This window comes from Dermacoccus sp. Tok2021 (genome assembly GCF_019895135.1).
Lineage (GTDB): Bacteria > Actinomycetota > Actinomycetes > Actinomycetales > Dermatophilaceae > Dermacoccus > Dermacoccus abyssi.
On sequence record NZ_JAGTHU010000010.1, the window covers coordinates 1 to 17,383 of the forward strand.

General features: G+C 70.3%; 11 protein-coding genes and 2 pseudogenes. 3 read left to right on the forward strand and 10 right to left on the reverse strand.

Annotated elements, in window-relative coordinates:
- From K9D12_RS07215 to K9D12_RS07260, 10 genes and pseudogenes are all read right to left on the reverse strand, one after another.
- A pseudogene (locus K9D12_RS07215) lies at positions 1-217 on the reverse strand (hypothetical protein); the annotation flags it as partial.
- Positions 214-1,776, reverse strand: a complete 1,563-nt coding sequence (locus K9D12_RS07220) for an NADH-quinone oxidoreductase subunit M (protein WP_223059821.1) — start codon at positions 1,774-1,776, stop codon at positions 214-216. The gene K9D12_RS07220 and the pseudogene K9D12_RS07215, both read right to left, overlap by 4 nt.
- Positions 1,773-3,764 (reverse strand): NADH-quinone oxidoreductase subunit L, encoded by a 1,992-nt coding sequence (locus tag K9D12_RS07225; RefSeq protein ID WP_223059822.1) that lies wholly within the window; start codon positions 3,762-3,764, stop codon positions 1,773-1,775. The genes K9D12_RS07220 and K9D12_RS07225 overlap by 4 nt, the downstream gene beginning before the upstream one ends.
- Complete coding sequence (nuoK, locus tag K9D12_RS07230) at positions 3,761-4,114, reverse strand: NADH-quinone oxidoreductase subunit NuoK (protein ID WP_047310431.1); 354 nt, start codon at positions 4,112-4,114, stop codon at positions 3,761-3,763. Before nuoK ends, K9D12_RS07225 begins: the two co-directional genes overlap by 4 nt.
- Positions 4,111-4,623, reverse strand: a complete 513-nt coding sequence (locus tag K9D12_RS07235) for an NADH-quinone oxidoreductase subunit J (RefSeq protein ID WP_223059823.1) — start codon at positions 4,621-4,623, stop codon at positions 4,111-4,113. The genes nuoK and K9D12_RS07235 overlap by 4 nt, the downstream gene beginning before the upstream one ends.
- Before the next feature lie 37 nt (positions 4,624-4,660).
- Positions 4,661-5,278 (reverse strand): NADH-quinone oxidoreductase subunit I, encoded by a 618-nt coding sequence (locus tag K9D12_RS07240; protein WP_082128608.1) that lies wholly within the window; start codon positions 5,276-5,278, stop codon positions 4,661-4,663.
- Positions 5,275-6,231 (reverse strand): complex I subunit 1 family protein, encoded by a 957-nt coding sequence (locus K9D12_RS07245; protein ID WP_047311067.1) that lies wholly within the window; start codon positions 6,229-6,231, stop codon positions 5,275-5,277. The genes K9D12_RS07240 and K9D12_RS07245 overlap by 4 nt, the downstream gene beginning before the upstream one ends.
- Positions 6,228-6,791, reverse strand: a complete 564-nt coding sequence (locus K9D12_RS07250) for an NADH-quinone oxidoreductase subunit C (protein WP_223059824.1) — start codon at positions 6,789-6,791, stop codon at positions 6,228-6,230. Before K9D12_RS07250 ends, K9D12_RS07245 begins: the two co-directional genes overlap by 4 nt.
- A gap of 773 nt (positions 6,792-7,564) precedes the next feature.
- Positions 7,565-8,053, reverse strand: a pseudogene (locus K9D12_RS07255) (NADH-quinone oxidoreductase subunit B); the annotation flags it as partial.
- A 13-nt stretch (positions 8,054-8,066) separates the two neighbouring features.
- The gene (locus K9D12_RS07260) at positions 8,067-8,438 is read right to left on the reverse strand and encodes an NADH-quinone oxidoreductase subunit A (protein WP_223059825.1); all 372 of its coding nucleotides are present in this window, start codon (positions 8,436-8,438) and stop codon (positions 8,067-8,069) included.
- Between the two features lie 197 nt (positions 8,439-8,635).
- Here K9D12_RS07260 and recC point away from each other — a divergent pair, with 197 nt between their 5' ends.
- Genes recC through K9D12_RS07275 form a run of 3 tightly spaced genes read left to right on the forward strand, consistent with a single transcriptional unit; the run spans position 8,636 to position 17,258 of the window.
- Positions 8,636-12,070: an exodeoxyribonuclease V subunit gamma gene (gene recC, locus K9D12_RS07265; RefSeq protein WP_223059826.1), complete on the forward strand. Its 3,435-nt coding sequence runs from the start codon at positions 8,636-8,638 to the stop codon at positions 12,068-12,070.
- Positions 12,067-15,450, forward strand: coding sequence for a UvrD-helicase domain-containing protein (locus K9D12_RS07270; RefSeq protein WP_223059827.1), 3,384 nt, complete (start codon positions 12,067-12,069; stop codon positions 15,448-15,450). Before recC ends, K9D12_RS07270 begins: the two co-directional genes overlap by 4 nt.
- Complete coding sequence (locus K9D12_RS07275) at positions 15,447-17,258, forward strand: AAA family ATPase (RefSeq protein ID WP_187035948.1); 1,812 nt, start codon at positions 15,447-15,449, stop codon at positions 17,256-17,258. Before K9D12_RS07270 ends, K9D12_RS07275 begins: the two co-directional genes overlap by 4 nt.
- Positions 17,259-17,383 lie beyond the last annotated feature (125 nt).

Here is a 17,383-nt window from a genome sequence, read left to right on the forward strand (position 1 = left end):
CCCCGCCCCCCGCGGCGCCCCCCGGGCGGGGGGCGGCCCCGCCGGCCCCGCCACCGACGATAAGTGCGCCGAGGCCGCCGAGACACGCCAGGACGGCGAGCACCCACGGGAGGCGGGCTCGCCCGGGCAGAACGACGTCGACGAGGAGCACGAGAAGGGCACCCACCATCGGCACGACGGCGGGAGCGAGTGCGAGGGCGTCGAAGGAAATCTTCACTTGAGGCCTCCGAGCAGCCGCGGCAGGTCGGCGTCCGCCACGTTCATGAGCAGCGTCGGCGCAAGGCCGAGGACGAAGACGGCCGCCACGAGCACGCCGATGGCGAGCCATTCGAGACCGACGACCCGCTCGGTGGCCACAGAGGCGCTCGCCTCGGCGTGCTCACCGGCGGTGGACGCCGGGGTGGCCCCGTCGCTCGTGCCGAGCGTGGCGTCAGCGGCCTCGGGCGCGCGCTCCCCGGCCCACACCGCACGCAGCACACGCACGCCGTAGGCCGCAGCGAGAACGGCGCCGAACGCGGCCGCTGCCGTCAGGACGTGGAACAGGGCGCCCGGGCGGTGCGGAGCACCCCAGGCAGCGAACAGCGCGAGGATCTCACCCCAGAAGCCGGCGAGACCGGGCAGGCCGATGGCTGCGGCGGTGCCGACGACGAGGGCGAAACCGAGCCGCGGATCGCTGTTACGCAAGCCGACCATCGGTTCGTCGACGTCCACCGCACCGCGACGCGCCTTGAGCGCGCCGACGACGGCGAACAGGAGCGCGGAGATGACGCCGTGTGCGATGTTGCCGTACAGCGCAGCCTGCAGACCGATCTGCTGACCGGCTGCGAGCGCAAGCATGACGAAGCCCATGTGCGCGATCGACGACCACGCCACGAGGCGCTTGAGGTCGCGTTCGACGAGGCAAACGAGCCCCCCGACGACGATGCCGACCACCGCAAGAACCGCGATGACGGGGGCGATCGTGCGCCACGCGACGGGCAGCGGCAGGACGACGAGACGGATGAAGCCGTACGTGCCGAGCTTGAGCAGGACAGCAGCCAGGAGCATCGAGCCGGCCGTCGGGGCGGCCGTGTGAGCCCGCGGCAGCCACGAGTGAACACCGATGAGCGGCACCTTGACGGCGAGGCCGAGCGTGAGCAGCACGCCCGCCGTCATCGCGATGGGGAACGGCAGTGCGGCAGCCGCACCACCGGCGAGCCGTTCGAGGTCGCTCGTGCCCGCCGAGACAACGAGCAGGAGGATGCCGGCGAGCATGAACATCGAGCCGCCGACGGTGTAGAGAACGAACATCCACCCGGCACGACGGCGGTCGGCCGCGGCGTCACCGAAGCGGTCGATGAGGACCCACATCGGCACGAGAACGACTTCGAAGGCGATGAAGAACGCAACCGCGTCACGGACACTGAACGCCGCGACGGCACCACCGAGCACGACGAGCAGGCAGCCGTAGAACAGCCCGGGTGTGCCCTTCGGGCGCTGGCGGGAACTGACGGCGACGGCCAGCAGCGTCACGGCCGCCGCGAGGATGACGAGCGGAGCGCTGATGCCGTCGGTGGCCAGGTGGAGGCGCATTCCGAGACCGGGCACCCACGGCTTGTCGATGTGGGCGTCCGTGACGACGGCCGCGACGCACGCGGCGAGGGTGACGACGCTCGCGAGCATCGCGACGGCCCAGGCGCCGGTGTGACCGACAGGGCGTCCGAGTCGGTCGCCCGCCATGAGGGCGGCACCGACGCCGAGCGGCACCGCCACGGCCGCGAGCAGAACGAGGCTCACCACAGCGTCACCCCCAGGATCGAAGCGATGACGACGCCGACGATCACCCACGACAGGCCTGTCGCGGGACGTCGTCCGTGGACGCCGTCGAGAGCCTTGCCGGCGCGGGCGAGGGCACCGGGCGCGCGCGTCGCAGCGGCGTCGACACCCGAGTCGAGGCGGTGGACGCCGCGAGCCAGCGCGAGCACGGGACGCGTCACGAGAGTGCGGTAGAGCGTCTCGACACCGAACCCTCGCGAGGCGGCCAGCGGGATGTGGCGCGGCAGGCGACGGGCGGCGTCACCGTAGAGCTGGCCGAGCGACATGATGCGCACGACGAGGCCGGTGGCGACGATGAGCAGTACCGAGGCGCCCATCATGGCGAGGTTGAGGTGACTCGTGTCGATGTCGAACAGCCGCGTGAAGGCGAGGAGCCCGCCGAACACTCCCCCGAGCACGAGCAGCCACAGCGCGAGGCGCACCGAGACGCCCGGGCGCGGCAGCACCTCGTCCTCCTCGATCTCCTCGATCTCCTCGATCGGGTCGATCTCGTCACCGAACTCGTTGACCTCCGGAGTGCTGCGCAGCATCTCGACGATGTCGACGTCACGCACCGTGTGGGAGTCAGTGAGCACCTGACGTTCACCACGCCGTTCGAGGACGGTGCGGTGCTGCAGGATGAGCCACGCGCGGGCCGAGTACGCGGCGGTGCCGACGATGATGAGCGCGAGCATGATGAAGCCGACGAGTCCCTCGACGTGTCCGTCGCTCTGGGAGCGCACGGCGTTCTCGAGCATCGCGTCCTTCGAGACGAACGCGACGGTCGGCGGCAGGCCGGCCATCGTGAACAGGGCGAGGGTCACGGGGACGAAGGTCTTGGGCAGCCGACGGGTTGCGCCCGTCATCCGGGTGACGAGCGTGGAGCCGACGACCACCGCGAGCCAGCCGACGAGCAGGAACAACAGCGACTTGAAGAAGGCGTGACCGACGAGGTGCAGGAGCGCGGCGTCGGCGCCCTCGCCCGGGGCCAGCGCGCCGAGGCCGAGGAGCATGAGGCCGACCTGGCTGATCGTCGACCACGCGAGCAGCCGCTTGATGTCGACCTGCGCGAACGCGCTCACCGCAGCGAACACGGACGTCGCGCCGGCGACGATGACGAGGGTGAGACGGGCCGTCGGTTCGGCGGCCAAGAGCGGCAGGAACTGGGCGAGGACGACGGTGCCCGCGGCCACCATCGTCGCGGCGTGGATGAGTGCCGACGCGGGCGTCGGGCCCTCCATGGCGTCGGGCAGCCAGTCGGTGAACGGAAGCTGTGCGGACTTGCCGAGCACACCGCACACGAGGCCGAGCAGAAGAACGAGGCGCAGGGTGCCGTGGGCGTCGAGGTTCGAGGTGCTCCAGGCCGTGACGACCTCGCTGATGCGCGTCGTGCGCGCACCCATGGCGAGGCCGGCGAGGCCGACGACGAGCGGCGCGTCGGCCACGCGCGTGACGAGGAACGCCTTGAGCGCGGCGCGGCGCGGGCCCGGCTGGTTGCTCTCGTGGCCGATGAGCAGGTAGGAGCACCAGGCCATGACCTCCCAGCCGACGAGGGTGAGCAGCACGTCGTCGGAGAGGACGACGAGCACCATGGCGGCGGTGAAGGCGGAGACCGTGGCGGCGAACGAGCGGTAGCGCGGGTCGGAGAACAGGTACCAGCGCGCGAACATCTGGACGCACGTCGCGACGAAGAGCGCGACGGCCGCGATGAGCGCGCCGGTCGGTGTCACCCGCAGTTCGAGCGGCGCCTTGAGCGCGGGCCCGAGCGGCAGGGACCCGACGGTGACGAGGTGCTGGGCGACCGGCGTCGTGAGCTGCTGCGCGACGAGCAGAATCGCCGCGACGAGGCCACCGAGCGTGCCGAGGGCCGCGAGCGCGTAGGCGCCGGCGTTACGGCGCCCCAGGAGGAAAGCCAGCACCGCGCCGAGCAGCGGGACGGCGACGGCGGCCTGCGCGAGGTGTGCGGTCACGACGTCACCCGCCCGTCGGTCCGGTCGTCGACGGGCGCGTGGGCCGCGTCATCGTCGAGGCGCTCGGTGAGGTCGATGTGCCCGCGCAGTCGGAACGCGGCCAGGATGATGCCGAGCGCGAGCGTCACCTCGGCGGCGGCGAGCGTGATGACGAAGATCGTGAGGATCTGCCCTGCTGCGGCGTCGTCGGGAAGGGTCGTGCTCATCGTGACGAGGATGAGGCTCGCCGAGGCGAGGATCAGTTCGACCCCGACGAGCATGAGCACCGCGTTCCGGCGCGCCAGCACGCCGTAGACGCCCGAACCGGCGAGCACGGCGGCGAGTGCGAAGGGCAGGAGGAGGTGGATCACTTCGAGCCACCGTCCTTGCGCGTGCCGATCATCGCGAGGGCGCCGACGAGCGCGGCGAGCAGCACGAGCGAGAGCACCTCGAACGGCCAGGCGAAGCGGCCGAAGAGGTTGGCGGCGAGGTTGGCGTTCGTTCCGCCGTCGAGGCCGACCTGCTGCGACCCGAAGGCTGCCACGAAGGCGGCGAAGAGCAGGCCACCGGTGGCTGCGGAAATGACGAGGGCCACCATCCGGCCGGCCATCGGCACGTCGTGATCGGCGCTCTTGCCGATGGGAGCGCGCGTCAACATGACGGCGAACAACACGAGCACGACGACGGCACCGACGTAGACGAGCAGCTGCACGAGCGCGACGAGTTCGGCGCCGAGCACGAGGTAGCAGCCCGACAACGTCGTCATACACAGGGTGAGCCACAGCGCGGCGTGTACGAGCTGACGCGTCGTTACGGCGCAGACGGCCGACACGGCACTGATGAGGCCGAGGCAGCCGAAGAGGGCGTCGTGCACGGTCATGGGCTCACTCCTTTCGTCGTCGTCGCGTTGGCTCGGGTCACTTCGTCACGTTCCGGCGCGCCACCCGTGGGGGCTTGCTCGCCGCTGCGACCTCGGGCGCCTCGGGGGCACGCTCGTCGAGGTCGGGCGGGGCCGGAACCGTGCGCATCCACTCGCCGAGCTGCTCCTTCTCGTGGAGCAGGTCGCGGATGTCGCCGGAGGCGTACTCGAACTCCGGGCTCCAGAAGAGCGCGTCGAACGGGCACACCTCGATGCAGATGCCGCAGTACATGCACAGTGAGAAATCGATGGCGAAGCGGTCGACGACGTTGCGCTGACGATCACGCCCACCCGGCGTCTCGCTGGGAATCGTCTCCTTGTGCGAGTCGATGTAGAGGCACCAGTCGGGGCACTCGCGCGCACAGAGCATGCACGCCGTGCAGTTCTCCTCGAGCAGCGCGATGACGCCGCGACTACGCGGCGGCAGGTCCGGCTTCTCGTCCGGGTACTGACGCGTCGACGTCTTCTTCGTCATGGTGCGCGCCGTCGTGGCCATTCCGGAAAGAAGGCCGCGGATCGGCCCCTTCTCGCGGCCCGAGGCGGGCAGGTCGTGGACGTGGTGAGCGTGCTCGTGCACGTGCTCGCCGTGGTCGTGGTTCGCGTTCTGCTCGGTCATGCGGTGTAGATCACTCCTGCCGCGGTGAGAGCCAACTGGAACAGGGCAAGGGGAACGAGGAAGAACCACGCGAAGCGCTGCAGTTGGTCCTCGCGCAGGCGCGGCCAGCTCATGCGCACCCACAGGACGACGAACGCGACGGCGGCGGTCTTGAGCAGCATCCAGACGAAGCCGAGCGCCCCGTCGAACGGACCGTTCCACCCGCCGAGGTAGAGCGCGGCGAACAGCGCCGACATGACGACGATGCCCGCGTACTCGGACAGCAGGAACAGCGCGAAGCGCAGGCCCGTGTACTCCGTCATCGCACCCATGACGACCTCGGAGTCGGCCACGGGCATGTCGAACGGCGGGCGCTGCAGTTCGGCGGTGGCCGCGATGAGCAGCACGATCGCACCGGGCAGCTGCCACAGCAGCCAGATCGGGTGCCAGGCGTGTACGATGCCGCCGATCGAGAGCGACCCTGCCGCCATCGCGAACGACGCGCACGCGAGGATGAGCGGCACCTCGTAGCTGACGAGCTGAGCGGCGGAACGGAACGCGCCGAGCATCGCGTACTTGTTGCCCGAACCGAAGCCGGCCATGAGCGTCGCCACAGTGCCGATGCCGGAAACGGCCAGCACGTAGACGAGCGATGCTGGCAGGTCGCCGGCCACGGTGGACGGCGTGAACGGGATGGCGACGAGGGCGAGCAGGTAGCTGAACATCGAGACTGCAGGCGCCAGGCGGAAGACCGGCTTGTCGGCGGCGCGAGGAACGATGTCCTCCTTCTGCGCGAACTTCACACCGTCAGCGATGAGCTGCGCCCATCCGTGGAAGCCACCGGCCTTCATCGGGCCGAGGCGCCCCTGCATGTGGGCCATCACCTTGTGCTCGGCCTGACCGAGCACGAGCGGCAGCACCATGAAGCACACGAGCACGGCGACGCTACGCAGGACGATCTCGAGGACGCTCATCGCGGCCCCCACGTCTCGTCGGGCACGCCGGGGGCCATGACCTTGCGACGCTTCGAGGCGCCCGCGCGGCCGCCGGACTCACCGGGATCCTTGATGCCCGGCCACTCCTTGCTCGCACGCGCCGTGAGGACGAACGACTTGCGCAGCGGCGTACCGGTGAAACTCGCGGGCAGCAGGAGCTTGCGCACGCCCTGCCCGGTGCCGTCGTCGAAGCCGGCGAAGTCGATGCCGAACATCTCGAAGGTCTCGCGCTCGTGCCAGGCCGCGCCGCGCCACAGCCCGGTGAGGCTGGCGATACTCGGGGCGCCCGCACCGTGGTCGTCGACTTCGAGGCGCGTGCGCATGAGGATGCTGCGGCGAGCGCCGCCGGCGATGTCGTACAGGTGCGTGACGATGTCGAAGCCCGCGGGCTTGCCGTCGGAGGGACCGGATTCGCCACGGTCGCTCTCGTCGACGGCGGTGAGGAAGTCGAAAAACGTGAAGCCCTCCGAGCGCAGACGCTCATGGGCTTCGACCCAGTCGGACGTCTCGATGTCGTGGGTGGGGACGTCGCGCGTCATCCCTCACCATCCTCGTCGGTCTTCGCCTGCTCCGTTTTGGTCCCCGCCTTGGTCTCGTCGGTCTTCGCCTGCTCGGCGGCGCGACGTTCGCGTGCCTTACGGCGGGCCTCGGCGATGCGGGCGGCCCGCTCGTCGTCAGAGATGTCGGCCTTCGTCGTCGGTGCCTTGTCGGGGGCCTTTTCGAGGTCGCCCGTCTGCGCAGCCTTCTCCTGTTCCGCCTTGCGCTCACGCGCCCTACGGCGCGCCTCGGCGATGCGGGCGGCGCGCTCGTCGTCTGGAGCGTCGGCCTTCGAGGCCGGCTTGGCCACGTCGGCGGCTGTTTCCTCGGTACCGCCTGACTGTGCTGCCTTCTCCTGCTCGGCCTTGCGCTCACGCGCCTTGCGACGAGCCTCCGCGATGCGGGCCGCACGCTCGTCGTCGGAGAGGTCGGTCTTCGCGGCGGGCTTGCCGCCGTTGTCGCTCGCGCCTTCCCCGGCGGCCGGCGAGGTGTCCTTCTCCGCCTTGCGCTCTCGCGCCTTGCGGCGGGCTTCCGCGATGCGGGCGGCGCGCTCGTCGTCGCTGAGATTCGCCTTGCCTGCGGGCTTGGCGTCCGCAGGTGCGGGCTCGGGCGTTGCCTTCGACTCGGTGGCCCCACCTTCCTTCGCGGGCTCTGCCACCGTCTCCGCCTCGGGTGCGGCGGGCTTCGTCACGAGGGGGCGCTGCACCGACGCGGCGGTGCGCCCCCGGCCGGCGAACGGGTTGAGGCGGGCGAGGATGCCCTCGCTGCTCACCTTCTCCTCGGCGATCTGGTTCTGGAGCGTGACGATGCCCTGCAGCAGCGCCTCAGGGCGCGGCGGGCAGCCGGGCACGTAGACGTCAACGGGCACGAGCTGGTCGACGCCCTTCGTCACGGAGTACGAATCCCAGTACGGCCCACCTGAGTTCGAGCACGCACCGAAGCTGATGACGTACTTCGGCTCGGGCATCTGGTCGTAGAGGCGCCGCACGGCAGGAGCCATCTTGTCGGTCACCGTGCCGGAGACGACCATGAGGTCGGCCTGCCGCGGGCCGGGAGCGAACGGGATGACACCGAGGCGGATGAAGTCGTGACGCGACATCGACCCGGCGATGAATTCGATGGCGCAGCAGGCGAGCCCGAAGTTGAAGACCCACAGCGAGTACCGGCGACCCCAGTTGAGGACGAGGCGCATCGGCTTGGGAACGTGTTCCTGAACGGCGCCGACGCTCGGACGCACGGTGGGCATGGGCAGATCGGTCGTCATCGGATCACCCGCCTCACAGCCAGCTCAGGACGCCGCGACGGGCGGCGTGGGCCAGACCGACGAGAAGCACGAGGATGAAGATGCCCATCTCGACGACCGAAGCGACGCCGAGCCCGGAGGTGCGCAGCACGAGCGCCCACGGGAAGAGGTAGACGGCGTCGACCGCGAAGACGACATAGAGGAACGCGTACGCCACGTAGCGGAAGCCCGACTGCTGCCAGTCGCCGCCGCTCGGGTCGACTCCCGACTCGTACGTGGCGAGCTTCGCCCCGCTCGGAGCTCGCGGTGCCAGAACTCGACGAACCACCATGGCAGCCGTGAAGAGACCGACGCCCCCGAGGGTGACGCCGAGCACCACGAGGTAGCCCAGGAGTTCGGAATTCACCAGGCTAGCCTAACGAGCCGACTCGCCGGGGGTGGAAAGGCTGGGAGTGCGTGTCTTCACAGTGAGACACATCGGGCGTGGCACCATACGCGCCGTCCCTCCGCCCGGCTCGAGGCGCCCGTGGTTCACCAGACCGTTCGAGCGGAGGTTTTTCGCGCAACGGCGCGGTTGTCGGAGGCTCGCGTTAGTGTCGCGACGTGGCCCTCATCCTGCATCGTCGTGACGATCCCACGGCCCTCGCCGACCAGCTCGCGCAGCTGCTCGCCGAGGCACCGCTCGACGTGTTCGCCCGCGAGCTCGTCGTCGCTCCCTCGGCCGGCGTCGAACGCTGGCTGACGCAGCGGCTCTCGCACCGCCTCGGCGCCACGCTCGGTGACGACGGCGTCTGCGCGGGGATCGACGTGCGCACACCGCACACCTTCATCTCGCTCCTGTTGGGGCGGGAGAACGACGATCCGTGGCACCCCGACCGCCTCGCGTGGGCGGTGCTCGCAGCCATGGACGAGTGCGTCTCACGCTCGGGCTTCGAGGCTCTGGCGCGGCATCTCGGTGCCGATGCGGTGCGGGCGGGTGAGGATCCGTGGTGGCACCGTGCCCGGCAGTCGCGCCGTTACGCGGTGGCGCGCCGTGTGGCCGGCCTGTTCGCCCGGTATGCCGACGACCGCCCCGAGCTCATGCGTGCTTGGGAGGCGGGCCGCGAGAACGACCTCGTCGATCCTGATCTCGCGTGGCAGGCCCCGCTGTGGCGCACCGTGGTCGAGCGCGTCCTGGCATGTGGCAGCGCCGACGCCTCCCCCGTCCAGCGCCTCGACCGCACCCTCGCCGATCTGCGGGCGGGCACGGCGCCGAGCGACCTGCCGGAACGCGTCTCCTTCTTCGGCTACACGCGCATGCCGGCCGCCATGCTCGACCTGCTCGAGGCCCTCGGGCAGGTGTGCGATGTCCACGTGTGGCTGCCGCACCCGAGCCCGGCCCTCTGGGCCGCGCTGGCCGAGAACCCGCAGGGCATCGTCGCCCGCCGAGATGATGCGAGCGCCGAGGCGGCCGCGCATCCGCTGCTCGCCACGTTGGGCCGTGACATCCGTGAGGTCGAGGCGGCTCTGCTCGCACGCAGTGTCGTCGATGCCACCGATTCTGGCGGTGGGGAGAGTCGCGACGCCTCTCGGGCGACGCCGACCCGCCTCGCTCTCATGCAGGACGACATCCGCGCCGACCGAGCGCCGTCGTCGGTGCCGAGCGTGCCCGAAGACGATCGCTCGGTGCAGATCCACGTGTGCCACGGCGCTGCCCGTCAGGTCGAAGCACTGCGCGAGACGCTCCTGTGGCTCGTGAGCGCCGAGGGCGGCAATCTCGAGCCGCGCGACATCGTCGTCATGTGCCCCGACGTGGAAACGTACGCACCGCTCATCAAGGCCACGTTCGCGGCCGTCGACGAGCACGACCACCACCCCGGCCGGCGTCTACGCGTGCAACTGGCGGACCGCGCCGTTTCGGCCACCAACCCGCTGGCCGAAGCCGCGCAGCGTCTCGTCGAACTCGTGACGAGCCGCGTCACCGCCTCGCAGGTGCTCGACTTCGCGGGGCTCCCCGCGGTGGCCGAGAAGTTCGGCTTCGACACCGACGCGCTCGAACGCATCGCCCGGTGGGTCCGCACGACGGAGGCTCGCTGGGGTCTCGATGCCCAGCATCGCGGCGAGTACAGCCTCGGCGGCCTCGAGAACAACACCTGGGCGCAGGCCCTCGACCGGCTGGCCCTGGGCGTCGCCATGAGCGCTGACACGGACGCGGCGGCGTCGCAATTCGTCCCGGTCGACGATCTCGGAAGCTCCGACATCGCCGTCGCCGAGGCCTTCGTCGCCCTCCTCACGAAGGTGAGCGAAGCGGCGTGGGAGATCCGCCGCGTGAGCGCCGTCGACCCCGCCCTGCCGCGGGCGAGCTTCACTCCCGAGGAGTGGTTCGCGTGGCTGCGGCGCAACGTGCTCGCCGTAGCTGCACCCGCTCATGACATGGCCTGGCAGCGCGCCGAGTTCGAACGCGAACTGTCGTTCCTCGAAACCGGCTCCGCATCGGGTGCCGCGCTTCGCATCACCGATGTGCGCGTCATGCTGGAGCAGCGCTGGGGTCCGCGCCGCACGCGCAGCAACTTCCGCAACGGGGCCGTCAGTGTCTGCACGCTCACGCCCATGCGCTCGGTGCCGCACAAGGCCGTCGTCCTGCTCGGTCTCGACGACGACACGTTCCCGCGCGCTCAGGTCGTCGACGGCGACGACGTGCTGGCCCGCCACCCACTCGTCGGCGAACGCGATGCCCGCAGTGAGGACCGGCAGCTCCTGCTCGACGCCCTCATGGCGGCACAGCAGCACTTCATCGCGTTCTACTCCGGCTTCGACGAGCGTGACGGCACCCGCCGCCCACCGGCCGTCCCGCTGCAGGAGATCATCTCGGCGGCCGCTCGGACCGGCACGGGCGAATCCCCTGCCCAGAACACGGCCCAGAGTGCGGACGAGGGGGCGCCGTTCGAGCACCTGCACCCCCTTCAGGCGTTCGACGAACGCAACTTCGTCGAGGCCTCCCCCCTGCCCGGCGGTTCCTACGACATCGCCGCGCTCCAGGGAGCCCGGGCCCTGCGCGAGTTCCACGCCGACCCTCTGCCCCGCCCGGCGTTGCTCTCCGAACCGCTCGCGCCCGCACCCCCGACCGACGTCACACTCGACGACCTCACGTCGTTCCTCGAGAACCCTGCACGCACCTTCCTGCGCTCGCGCCTGCAGATCGGCGTCACCTACGAGGCCGAGGAAGTCGAGGACGGTCTACCGATCCAACTCGATCCCCTTGAAAAGTGGGCCGTCGGTGACCGCGTTCTGCGCCAGGTGCTCTCCGGCCGAGCTCTGGATCGTGCGCTGGCCGACGAGAGGCGCCGAGGCAGTCTGCCTCCGGACCTTCTCAAGGCGGGCCGCGACGACGCGGCCACCATCGAGAGGCAGGTGCGTGGCGTTCTCGAGGGTCTCCCCCCGGGCGACCGCACGTCGCACGACATCCACCTCGATCTCGCCCTGCCGCCGAGCGCCGAGGGCGCGCCCAGCACCTCGGTGCGTCTCACCGGTGTGGTGCCGGGGGTCATCGGCGACGAGATCCAGGTGGTCAACTACGGCAGCGTCAACGCCCGGCACCTCGCTTCGGGGTGGGTCAAAGTGCTCGCCCTGGCCGCCTGCTTCCCCGACCGAACCTGGCGGGCTGCGGTTCGCGGAAGAAGCGGTTCCTGCGTTCTCACGGTCGACTCGGCCGAAGCGCGCGAGAGCCTCGTCTCACTCGTCCTCAACCGCGGCTACGGGCTGCGCGCTCCGTTACCGGTCCCGGCCAAGACCGGCCTTGCGTACGTGGAGGGCTACCGTGCCGCGATGCGCAGCGCCAACCCGAACGAGGCGAAGGCCGTGGAGCGCGGCCTCATGAAGGCTCGTTGGGAGTGGGAGAGCAGCTACGAGTACACCCGGGAAGACGCCAACGAGTGGTGGAGCCGTGTCTTCGAGGGGCGAGCCAGCCTCGCTCGCCTGGACGCGGAGGGGCGCTTCACGCTGCTGGCGCCGCGCCTGTGGGGCCCCATCGTCGACCACCGTCAGGAGCTCTCGTCATGAGCGGATACCAGCCCGCGCTGCCCGACACAGTGCCGAACGTCATGCAGCCGTTCAGCATCACCGCTCCCATCCCGGAGGGCACCACACTCATCGAAGCCAGCGCCGGCACGGGCAAGACGTGGACCCTCGCCGCGCTCGTCACCCGGCTCGTGGCCGAGGAGGAACTCCCCCTCGACGAGCTTCTCGTCGTCACGTTCTCGCGCGCCGCGAGCCAGGAACTGCGTGAACGCGTCCGCGGCCAGCTCGAGGACACGCTGCACCGCCTCGGCGCACCAGCCGGCGATGACGACGACGAACTCGTCACGGCGCTGCGCGGCGGCGGCGCCGAGGCGGTGGATCAGCGCCGGGCCCGTCTGGCCCGAGCGCTCGCAACGTTCGACTCCGCCACCATCGCGACGATCCACCAGTTCTGCCATTACGTGCTCAAGAGTCTGGGCGTCGCGGGCGACTCGGACCCGTACGCCACGCTCGTCGAGGACACCGAGACCCTGCGCCAGGAGGTGGTCGACGACGTCTTCCTCCGGTTCAGCAAGGAAGCGAACTTCACCCTCGACTACGAGGAAACACAAAAATACGCGAAGGCCACGCTGGACAACAGCACCGCAGAGATCGGCCCGGTTCCGCCGCCGGCGCACCTCGAGACCGCGATCGCCTTCAGCCGTGCCGTGCGGGAGGAGTACGCACGCCGCAAGCGCCGCGGCGGCATCCTCGAGTACGACGACCTGCTCTCCCAGCTGCGCTCGGCGCTCAACGACGAGAATTCCCCCGCATGTGATCGCATGAGGGAGCGCTGGAGCGTCGTCCTCGTCGACGAGTTCCAGGACACCGACCCGGTCCAGTGGGAGGTCTTCTCCCGCGCATTCGGCGAGAAGGGCCGCTCACTCATCCTCGTCGGCGACCCGAAACAGGCCATCTACGCCTTCCGCGGTGGCGACGTACAGACATACCTGTCGGCAGCGAAAACGGCCGTCAACTCCTTCACGCTGCCGACGAACTACCGCAGCGACGCTCCGCTCGTCGAGAGCCTGCAGACACTGATGGCTGGTGTCCAGCTCTCACCCGGCATCGTGACGCACCGCGTCGGCGCGGCCCAGCACACCTCACGCCTCGGCGGACAGCCAGGGCAGGCTGACGCCCCCGTCGAACTGCGCTGGGTTCCCGAGGCCGGGCTGGCCGTCGGGCTGGCCCGCTCCATCGTCCTGCGCGACGTCGCAGCGAGGGCCGCGCAGCTTCTCGCCGGGGGAACGACGTTCGACGGTGAGCCCCTCGCTCCCCATCACCTGGCCGTCCTGTGCCGTACCAACAATCAGCTCGTCGAAGTGCGCGAGTACCTGCGCGAATTGGGCATTCCGGCGGTCATGATGTCGAGCGAGTCGGTGCTGCGAAGCTCCGCCGGCCAGTGGTGGCTCGAACTGCTCATGGCACTCGAGCAGCCGCACCGCCCCGAGCGGGTCAGGGCCGCCTGCCTCACGCCGCTCGTCGGGTGGTCCGCCGAGCGCCTCGACGCGATCGACGACTCGGGTGTCGACGAGGCAGCCGAACTCGTCGCCATGTTGCTGGCGCGGTTCCATTCCGGCGGCGTTCCTGGCATCGTCGACGCGCTACGTGCGCGCGGCATGCTCGCCCGCCTCCTGCGCCGCACCGGCGGAGAACGCGACGTCACCGACATCGAACACTGCGCCCAGTTGCTCGCGGCCCGGCAGATGTCGGCCCAGGCAGGCATCTCCTCGCTCGTCGCCTGGCTGCAGGAGCAGAGCACACAGGACGCCAAAGCAACCGCCGACGCACGCATCATGCGCCTCGACTCCGACGCCCTCGCCGTCACGTTGTCGACCATCCACAGCAGCAAGGGTCTGCAATACCCCATCGTTCTGGCCCCGACGCTGTGGGACCGGCACGACCAGCCGACCAAGACTCCGGGGGTCGTGCACCGCAACAACCGCCGGGAGCTGTCCTTCGACCCCGCGACGGTGAACGCTCCCGAGGCCACGGAGGAGAACACCGGGGAGGAGATGCGTCTGGCGTACGTCGCGATGACGCGGGCGCAGAGCGGCCTCGTCCTGTGGTGGGCCGGCACGAAGCAGAACACGTCCAAGAGCGCCCTGCACCGGTTGCTCTTCGGGCAGGCCAACGGCCCCGAGGCCCTCGATGCGCTCCTTCAGGAGCGCGCCGACGGAGCATCCGAGAAGTGGCTCACCACCACGGAACAGAACGGCACCCCCAAGGTGGACCGGGTCCGCGAGGTCTTTGCCGCTTGGGCGAAGCACGGCGCGTTCACCGTCCATGAAATCGACCCCAACACCGTTCCTCCGCACATCACGGTCAGGCGGGGTGACGCGCGGCTTGCGGTGAACACCTTCGACGACGCGGACGTCGATCGCGCCTGGCGCCGTACGTCCTACTCGGCGCTCTCCGCCGCCGGTGAGGCCGCCGACGAACTCGCCGCCCTCGGTGATGTGACAAGCGAACCCGAGCACCTCGCCGTCCGCCTCGACGAGGACGCCGACGTCGAACTCGCGACGCCGCCGTCCCCGGACATGCCGGGCAGCGAGATCTCCTCCCCCATGGCGAATCAGCCGATGGGCGCGACGTTCGGTTCCCTCGTCCACGGCGTGCTCGAGGAGGCTGACTTCCAGGCCGCGGACCTGCGCGACGAGCTGCGGGCCCACATCCTCGAGCAGCAGATGCGCTGGCCCGCGGATGTCGAGGTCGAGTCACTCGCCGACGCCCTCGTCGCCGTCATGGACACGCCCTTCGGCCCCCTGGCCGACGACGTGACGCTGCGGGACATCGTCTCCACCGATCGACTGCCCGAGATGGACTTCGAGCTCCCTCTCTCCGGCGGCGAGGAGCCCCACCCGTCATCGACGTTGCGCGCTTTCGCTCCGCTCCTGCGCGAGCACCTCGACGAAGGCGACCCCCTGCGCACCTATGCGGATCAGCTCGATACCTCGGCACTCGGCGATGAGCTCCTGCGCGGCTACCTCACGGGTTCGATCGACCTCACCTTCCGTCATGGTGGCCGCTACTTCGTCGTCGACTACAAGACCAACCGACTCGGCGATGTCGACGCGGCGCTGACGCTGGCCGACTACGCGCCGTCGCGGCTCGTCGAGGCGATGAACCACTCGTCGTATCCGCTGCAGGCGATCCTGTACTCCGTCGTGCTGCACCGCTACCTGCGTTGGCGGCTGCCCGGCTACAACCCCGACGAGCATCTCGGAGGCGTGATGTACCTCTACGTCCGTGGCATGGCCGGCCCCGACACGCCGCGCGAGAACGGCACGCCGTGCGGAGTCTTCACCTGGCGGCCGCCGGCGACACTCGTCGTCGCGCTGTCCGACGCCGTCGACGGGGTACGGGCAGGTGGTGTCCGATGACCGACACGCAGCTGCCGACCACACCCGGCGAGCGTTCCGCAGAGCCGGGCGGCGACACACCGAACGGCACTCCGCTCGAAACGCTCAGGGCGGCGGCGTTCGTCACCGAGGGCGATGCCCTTGTCGCGAGCCGCGTCGCCCGGCTCGTCGACGCGCCGACCGACACGTGGCAGATCGCCACGCTCGCGCTGACCGTGCGCGCCGTGCGCGAGGGCTCCAGCGCGCTCGCACTCGACGAAATCGGCCGCCTCACACCCGAACGGGACCGTTCGCTCGACGACGACACCGAGGCACCGACCATCACGCTCGCCGACATCGTCGCGCCACCGTCGTCGCACCAGCTGGCAGACGACCTGCGCACCGGTCCCCTCGTCGGGCAGGGTGTCGTGCACCTCGAGTACGGCTTGGCGTACCTCGATCGCTACTTCCGCGACGAGGTGATCGTCGCCGGTCTCCTGCGCTCACGCGGTGTTGCGCCCGTCGACGACGACGCTCTCCGGCGCGCAGGTGCGGCTCTCGAAGGGGGCGCCCTCGACGACGCCCAACGCGCCGCAGTGGACTCGGCACTCACGTCCGCAACGACAGTCCTCACCGGTGGTCCCGGCATGGGTAAGACCTACACGGTCGCTGCGATGCTCGTGGCCGCCCGAGCAGCCCTCGGCGACGCGACACGCATCGCACTCGCTGCCCCCACGGGCAAGGCCGCGGCACGCATGGCCGAATCGCTGCGCGAAGCGGACGTGCTCGCCGACAACGACGCGCTCACGCTCCACCGGTTGCTCGGCTACGACCGCACCAACTCCCAACGGTTCGTCCACGGTCGGGGCAATCCGCTCCCGCACGATGTCGTCGTCGTGGACGAGGCGTCGATGATCTCGCTCAGCCTCATGGCACGCCTGCTCGAAGCGCTCGGGCCGAACACGCGCCTCGTGCTCGTCGGCGACCCGGACCAGCTCGCGAGCGTCGAGGCGGGTTCCGTGCTCGGCGACCTCGTCGCCGGGCTCGACACCGGAGTGATCCGGCTCGCCACGCACCACCGCCTCACGCAGGGTCGCGCAGCGGTGGCGGAGGCCTTCGCGCAGCCGACCGGCGACCATCCCGACGGCGGCGAAGGAACTGTCCCGCCGTCCTCGGAGCGTGTGCTCGCAGCCATCGACAGCCCGGACGACGGCGTCGAGTTCCTCGAGACCGACGCCCCCGACCTCACGATGCTGCCTCACCTCGTCGAGGCCGCTTCCCGGCTGCGCGAGGTCGCGGCCACGGGCAACGCAGAGGCGGCTGTCGCGCAGCTTCGCGCAAGTCGGCTCCTCGCGGCGCACCGCACCGGGCCGTTCGGTGTGGCGCGGTGGAACCGTCTCATCGAGAACGCCCTCGCCGAGCGGTTCCCCGACGTCACGCCGTACGCCATGTACGTGGGGCGCCCGGTCATCGTGACGAAGAACGACCGCGCCCTCGGGCTCTTCAACGGCGACAGCGGCGTCATCATCCGCCAGGGCACCGCGCTCGTGGCCGCGATGGAAACCGCCTCCGGCGTGCGCACGTTCTCGCCGTGGCGCCTGGGCGACCTCGAGACGATGCACGCCATGACCGTGCACAAGGCCCAGGGAAGCCAGGCCGAGCACGTCACCGTCATCGTGCCGCCGGTCGGCTCGCGCCTGCTCACCCGCGAGATGCTCTACACGGCTCTCACCCGAGCGACAGAGCGCCTCACCGTCGTCGGCACGCGTGAGGCCGTCGAACTCGCTGTGGAGACGCCGATCCTGCGCGCCTCCGGGCTGCGTCACCGTCTGCGCGAGCAGGACGGCTGAGGCCGCAGCGTGAACACCCCCGTCGGCCGGTTCGGGCGGCGTGATCGAATGAGGTCGCGCCCCGAAACCGGAGCGACGGGGTGATGAAGGGACGGGCTTCGTGAGCAACGAGGACGAGACACGCA

Coding starts and splice junctions, on each gene's coding strand:
- K9D12_RS07235 (WP_223059823.1), bottom strand. CDS start 4,623: ATGACCGTGCACGACGCCCTCTTCGGCTGCCTCGGCCTCATCAGTGCC.
- K9D12_RS07240 (WP_082128608.1), bottom strand. CDS start 5,278: ATGACCGAGCAGAACGCGAACCACGACCACGGCGAGCACGTGCACGAG.
- K9D12_RS07245 (WP_047311067.1), bottom strand. CDS start 6,231: ATGAGCGTCCTCGAGATCGTCCTGCGTAGCGTCGCCGTGCTCGTGTGC.
- K9D12_RS07250 (WP_223059824.1), bottom strand. CDS start 6,791: ATGACGCGCGACGTCCCCACCCACGACATCGAGACGTCCGACTGGGTC.
- K9D12_RS07270 (WP_223059827.1), top strand. CDS start 12,067: ATGAGCGGATACCAGCCCGCGCTGCCCGACACAGTGCCGAACGTCATG.
- K9D12_RS07275 (WP_187035948.1), top strand. CDS start 15,447: ATGACCGACACGCAGCTGCCGACCACACCCGGCGAGCGTTCCGCAGAG.